Consider the following 5,065-nt stretch of genomic DNA (forward strand, 5'->3'; position numbering starts at 1 on the left):
GGTAAAATCACCGCCCAGAGGGCGGCGTTACGGATGCTAAAGATTACTCATCTTCAGCATAGATAAAACGATAAAGTTCGCTCGGATCTGGTTCAGGACTTTTCTCCGCAAACTCCACTGCTTCATCAACCACTGATTGAATCTTTTGCTCAATTTCTTTCAACTCTTCAACAGTTGCTAAATTGCGCTCAGTTAAATCAGCAGCCAACTTCTTAATCGGATCGCGAGGAAACCAATATTCCTTCTCTTCCTTAGAACGCAATTCATCAGGATCGGCCAAAGAATGGCCTCGGAAACGATAAGTTAAAGCCTCAATTAAAGTCGGCCCTTCCCCAGCGCGAGCGCGAGCAACAGCCTCTTGAGCAACCTCTCTTACCGCTAAAACATCCATTCCATCAACTTCAAAACCAGCCATACCAAAAGCATGAGCCTTCTTGTAAATTACTGGATCGGAAGTAGCGCGATCGTGTGCCATTCCAATCGCCCATTTATTATTTTCCACCACATAGATAATCGGCAACTTCCACAAAGCAGCCATATTCAAACACTCGAAAAACTGACCATTATTAGCCGCGCCATCTCCAAAAAAGCAAGCCGTAACTTGATCTGCATTTTCATTCCCCAAAGCCTCCCGGCGATACTTAGAAGCAAAAGCCGCCCCCGTAGCCACAGGAATACCCTCAGCCACAAACGCATAACCACCTAGCAGATTATGTTCCGCAGAAAAGATGTGCATCGAACCGCCGCGTCCCTTTGAACAGCCAGTCGCCTTACCAAACAACTCAGCCATAACCTCCCGCGCTGGGACACCTGCACTCAAAGCGTGAACGTGATCCCTATAGGTAGAGCTGACATAATCCTCATCTCGGCGCATCGCCCGAATCACGCCAGTAGACACCGCTTCTTGACCGTTATAAAGGTGGACAAAGCCAAACATCTTGCCCCGGTAATACATCTCAGCGCACTTATCTTCAAAAAAGCGCCCTAAAACCATATCCTCATAGAGCATTAGCCCCTCTTCCTTAGAAATTTTGACCCGTGCCGAGTCAAAAACTGGTAAAATCCTTTCCTGAACCATTGCGTACTACCCTCTTAGCAAACTCGATTTCTAACTTTAAACCCTGACGGGGCTAAAGAAGGGAGCGAACCCTACTAACATTGTGGAAGCAAAGGTTCGCAAATTGTTACAATGTCAGGACTTACGCATTATTAAACGTAATGCTGCCATCTCGGCGGGACAAGTACCTTCCAGAGGGCGGCGTTACAAAATGCTCGATTCGGTAATGCCTAACACTTATGTTTCGCACAAACCTTAGCTAAGATATGCTAATTCAGTTGCTCGTGCTTTGGGGAAGTGGGCTGTGCTAATTCCACTGGACTACTACCGGATTTTAGGTCTGCCGATCCAGCTTACTGCCGAACAGTTGCAGCAAGCTCACCGCGATCGCACTTTACAACTCCCCAGAAGGGAATATTCCGAAGTGGCGATCGCTGCTAGAAAACAACTACTCGATGAAGCCTACGCTGTCCTGTCCAACTCAGAACAGCGCTCAGCTTACGATGCCAGTTTCCTAGCCAAAACCTACGAGTCCGAACATGACTCAGGCATCTCCGGGGCAAAACACCTCTGGGAGAGAACTGCATCCGACCAAAAACCTGGCCCCAGCGCCACCGTCCTACAGGAGTCAGGAGACAATATTAACTCTGACCTCTGGGCCTTAGATGCCGCCCCTGACCCCCATACTCCCAGCATCGACATCGAAGAGAAGCAATTTGCCGGAGCCTTACTGATTCTGCAAGAGTTAGGGGAATACGAACTGGCGATCAAAATTGCCCGTCCCTACCTCAGCAACGGTAGCGCCATCAGAGAAGGTCGTTTCGGCGACCCGCAACTCGTCCGACCTGATATAGTTTTAACCACAGCCCTTGCCTACCTTGAACTTGGTCGCGAACAGTGGCAGCAAGGTCAACACGAAAATGCCGCCGTATCCTTAGAAGCAGGTCAGGAATTACTGCTGCGCGAAAGCTTATTTCTTACTGTGAGGGGTGAAATGCAAGCCGATCTCTACAAGCTGCGTCCCTATAGGATTTTAGAATTGGTAGCGCTACCACCAGAAAAAACTGCCGATCGCACCAGAGGTTTACAATTCCTCCGCGAAATGCTCCAAGAGCGCGGCGGTATAGACGGTTCTGGCGATGACCAATCTGGTTTAGGTATAGAAGATTTCCTCCGCTTCGTACAGCAATTACGGAAGCACCTAACTACCGCCGAGCAACAGAGCTTATTTGAAGCCGAAGCCCGCCGTCCCTCCGCAGTCGCTACCTACCTGGCAGTCTACACTCTTTTAGCTCAAGGTTTTGCAGCCAGACTGCCTGCATTGATCCGCCGCGCTAAGCTGATGCTGATGCAATTAGGTCGTCGCCAAGACGTACACTTGGAAAAAGCAGTTTGCGCCCTGTTATTAGGCCAAACCGAAGAAGCTAGCCGCGCTTTAGAATTGAGCTCCGAAAGCGAACCTCTGACTTTTATCCGGGAAAATTCCCAAGATTCCCCAGATTTACTACCTGGATTGTGTTTATACGCCGAACACTGGTTACAGGAAGAAGTATTTCCCCACTTCCGAGACTTAGCCGACGAGCCGGTTTCGCTGAAAGATTATTTTGCTGACAAAAACGTGCAAGCTTACTTAGAAGCTTTGCCCACAGAGGCAGAAGTGACTAATGAGTGGATAGCAGTACACCCTCGCCTCGGTAAACCCCCACTGGTAAGCCCACAGATGAGGGAGCCAGAAACCCCCACTCCTACTTCCTATCGGAGTGCTACAGTCACCTTGAGTGCGCCAGAAGCGGGTCTAACAACGGCAGTGCGAAGTACCCCTAGAACCTCCAGCGTCCCGAATGCCCCTAGCTTTTCCCCAGAAACAACCTCGGTGGGTGCAAATGTCCAGCCTAAAACTGCCTCTGAGGGAGTGGGGCGATCGCCAACACCATTAAGAGAGCGCAAGCGGGGAACCTCTGGGCGATCGCGCGGCTTACTCACTGGAGGAGAAGCTGTAGTCGCTGCTGCGGGCGGAGAACCCTTCAACTGGCAGCAAGTACAAGCACGGTTGAAATCGATTAAAATCCATAAAAATAGGACAATTGCGATCGTTGTCGCGATTCTAGCTTTCCTCCTGTTAGGCTTTTTAACAGTGCAAGCCTTCAATTTGTTAGCAAATGCCCTGCAAAGCCTCTCTGGGCCAACCCTGAAAGGAGAGCAAGCCCTTGTAGGATTAGAACAGCCGCCGATCGAAATTCCCGTACCAGAACCACCATCGCCCACAGCGACTGGCCCCCTGAATGAAGAATCTGGCAAGCAAGTGATTGAATCTTGGTTCTCTGCTAAAAAAGCAGCCTTGGGTAAAGACTACCAGATCGATCGGTTAAAAGAAATTCTCGTAGAACCAGCTTTGACCAGATGGATGCCAATGGCAGAAGCTCAACAGCGAAATAATGTTTATCAGACTTACGATCATACTTTACAAGTAAGTTCAGTTCGCACTAGCGAAACTAATCCCGATCAGGCTCAAGTTGAAGCAGAGGTGACAGAAAAAGCACAGGTTTTTGAGCGCGATCAGCCTACAACTTCTCGCGATGATAGCTTGCGCGTGCGCTACGATTTAGTCCGAACTGACGGTCAATGGCGGATCAGAGATTGGGAGGTTTTACGATAGTTTTGTTAACTGTTAACTGTTAACTGTTAACTGTTAACTGTTAGAGGAGGTTTAATTGCGGATTATTGTTGAAGGGTGGCGTTTTCTTTGTCACTCTTACAGCGTAGTAAATCAGTTTCAAATGATGGAAATGCTTAAGCGTCCAGACTTAGAGCTATTCCATCGCGATATGCCTTATATTGATGAAAATTGGAAAACAGAAGTTAGCGATCGCGATCGCACTACCCAAGCATTACGTAACATCCCCCATCCCGCGCCAAATCAGCCAGCAGATGTCACTCTGCGGATGTATTGTCCTTGGAACTTCACCAACTCCAATAGTAGTCAAACTTGGGTATTTGCAGCCACCGAATGGGGAACAGTTACTAACAACGTATTAGACGGAATTGGCGTATCTTCCCTAACAGAAACTCCCGTCAATTCAGAGGCAAAAATTATTACCTGTTCCCAGTGGTCAAAAGCAGGATTAATTCACAGCGGCGTTCAATCCAACCGCATCACCGTTGTTCCCCTTGGTGTTGATACTGATATCTACCATCCACTTACAAACGAACAAAGAACAGCCTTACGCCAAGCCTTCGGATGGCAAGACTCATTTATATTCTTAAATATCGGCGGCTGTACTGATAGAAAAGGTATCCGCCCCTTATTAAAAGCCTTCGCTGCGGTAATTGAGCGCTATCCTCACGCTAAACTGGTATTAAAAGGTTCAGAATTGCTGTATCCTTCTAAAGATGATATAGCTCAAGCTAGCCGAGCCGTCCTCAGCGATGCCGAAAGAGAAAAAGTAGCAGCCAGAGTCATTTATACTGGCACTCAGCTATCATTTTCTCAAGTAGCTCAGTTGTACCAAGCGGCTGACGCTTACGTTTCTCCCTATTTGGCAGAAGGTTTCAATTTGCCTGTGCTGGAAGCCGCCGCCTGCGGTTTGCCCGTTATTTGCACTCAAGGTGGCCCCACTGATGATTTCACTCATCCAGACTTCGCGCTGCAAATAGAGAGCAAATTTACCCATCGGACAATTGACGGCGAAAACTTCTCGATCTTAGCTCCCAATTTAGAACATTTGACAGCTTTGATGCAAGCAACCGCCGAGAAACCAGAAATTGCAGCGCGAGCTCGTCAATTCGGCCCCAGTTTTGTTGCTGATAGGTTCACCTGGAAACACGCAATAGACCATTTGCTCCATGTCTTCCTAACATCTGAAACTAGAGCTAAAATTAATAGACCAGCTTTTGAGCCGATAATTCTTTGAGTCTCTGACGTTATTTATAGAAGACTTACGCAAAAGTATCCGTAACGCCGCCATCCTGGCGGTCAAAGAACCGCCAGGATGGCGGCGTTACGTAAAG

Annotated in this window: 3 protein-coding genes; 2 read left to right on the forward strand and 1 reads right to left on the reverse strand. The window is 48.3% G+C overall.

What is annotated here, in order from left to right:
* Positions 1-43: 43 nt before the first annotated feature.
* On the reverse strand, positions 44-1,078 hold the full coding sequence (gene pdhA, locus PY364_RS28730) for a pyruvate dehydrogenase (acetyl-transferring) E1 component subunit alpha (RefSeq protein ID WP_275571119.1): 1,035 nt from the start codon (positions 1,076-1,078) through the stop codon (positions 44-46).
* Between the two features lie 283 nt (positions 1,079-1,361).
* Between pdhA and PY364_RS28735 the strand changes: the two genes are divergently transcribed.
* Both PY364_RS28735 and PY364_RS28740 read left to right on the forward strand, forming a co-directional pair.
* The gene (locus PY364_RS28735; RefSeq protein ID WP_275571120.1) at positions 1,362-3,713 is read left to right on the forward strand and encodes an IMS domain-containing protein; all 2,352 of its coding nucleotides are present in this window, start codon (positions 1,362-1,364) and stop codon (positions 3,711-3,713) included.
* A gap of 55 nt (positions 3,714-3,768) precedes the next feature.
* A complete protein-coding gene (locus PY364_RS28740) occupies positions 3,769-4,968 on the forward strand; it encodes a glycosyltransferase family 4 protein (RefSeq protein ID WP_275571121.1) in 1,200 nt (399 codons plus the stop codon).
* Positions 4,969-5,065 lie beyond the last annotated feature (97 nt).

This window comes from Kamptonema sp. UHCC 0994 (genome assembly GCF_029167235.1).
Lineage (GTDB): Bacteria > Cyanobacteriota > Cyanobacteriia > Cyanobacteriales > Microcoleaceae > Kamptonema.